The organism is Nocardiopsis sp. NPDC055824 (assembly GCF_053616335.1).
In genome coordinates this window covers 1-1,254 of sequence record NZ_JBSHDN010000412.1, presented here as the reverse complement: position 1 = coordinate 1,254, position 1,254 = coordinate 1, and the positions used below count along the sequence as shown (strand labels likewise).

Annotated in this window: 1 protein-coding gene; it reads left to right on the top strand. The window is 70.9% G+C overall.

Going from position 1 to position 1,254, the window contains the following annotated elements; genetic code table 11:
• Window positions 1-370 precede the first annotated feature (370 nt).
• Window positions 371-1,180 carry a peptidoglycan recognition protein family protein gene (locus ACWGL3_RS32225; RefSeq protein ID WP_267949836.1) on the top strand — a complete coding sequence of 270 codons (810 nt, stop codon included), beginning with the start codon at window positions 371-373 and terminating at the stop codon, window positions 1,178-1,180.
• Window positions 1,181-1,254: the final 74 nt, after the last annotated feature.

Here is a 1,254-nt window from a genome sequence, read left to right as displayed (position 1 = left end):
CCACGGGTCCCACCGGGCCCCGCGCCGTTCCCACGCCTCCCCCGACCTCGGGATCCGCGTTCCCGCCGTGTCGCGCAAAGGCGGGGCGCACACCGGTCACGGTCTTTTCGCCAATGGCTTCGGAAACGACAGGGAAATGTCGGGCGAATGACACCGGGGAAACCTGGAAACGCGTCGGTGACGTCATCGCGCTCCCCTCACGAAAGCCTTTCCCCCTACACCCGGTCGGGACCTCTGACTACGGGGGCAGGTGGTTTGCATTCTGACCGGAAGCGGACAGAGAAATCTCCGGGTCACCCTTTGCGCACGGTCCGTGGTCCGTGTTCTTTTATGAACTGGCAAGTAACCACCCCCCACGAAGGGTCCCCCCATGCCACACACCCACCCGTCCGGACCGGATCGGCGCACCATCCTGCGCGGAGCGGCCGCGGCCTCGGGAGTCGCCGTCCTCGGCGGCGCGCTCACCGTGGGCGGCGCCACGAGCGCCTCCGCCCAGGCAGCCCCCTCGTTCCTGTACTGGCGGGGCGCCTGGAACGCCCGGCCGCCGTCGAGCCCGATCCAGGTCCTGGCCAACCGGCCGAGCTACATCGTGGTCCACCACACCGCGACGCCCAACAGCACCAACTACTCGCTCGACCACGCCCTGGCCCTGTCCCGGTCGATCCAGAACTACCACATGGACAGCAACGGCTGGATCGACGCCGGTCAGCAGCTGACCATCAGCCGCGGCGGGCACGTCATGGAGGGCCGCGACCGCACCCCGGAGGCCGTCGGGGCGGGCCACCACGTCGTGGGAACCCACGTCGCCAACAACAACAGCACCTGCATCGGGATCGAGAACGAGGGCACCTACATGACCACGGGGCCCACCCAGGCCCTGACCAACGCCCTCGTCGCCACCCTGTCCTGGCTGTGCGGGGCCTACGGGCTCAACCCCCAGAGCGCGATCCGCGGGCACCGGGACTTCAACGCCACCGCCTGCCCCGGGGACGTGCTGTACGCGATGCTCCCCGACCTGCGCAACGCCACCGCCTCCGTGCTCACGGCCCAGGGCGTGGACCTCCACTCGCTGCGCGAGCCCTCCGGTGAGGGGCCGACCTTCCCGCCCGTGCCGGAGGACGAGCCGCAGCGCGAGTTCTACCACGGCCCCGGCCGGGGACCCGACGACTTCACCCGCTGACCCGGCGCGAGAACGCCTCCCCGTTCGGCGTCGCTCGTGCGCGTCTGCCGGCGGTGCCCGCCGTCCCCCGGCGG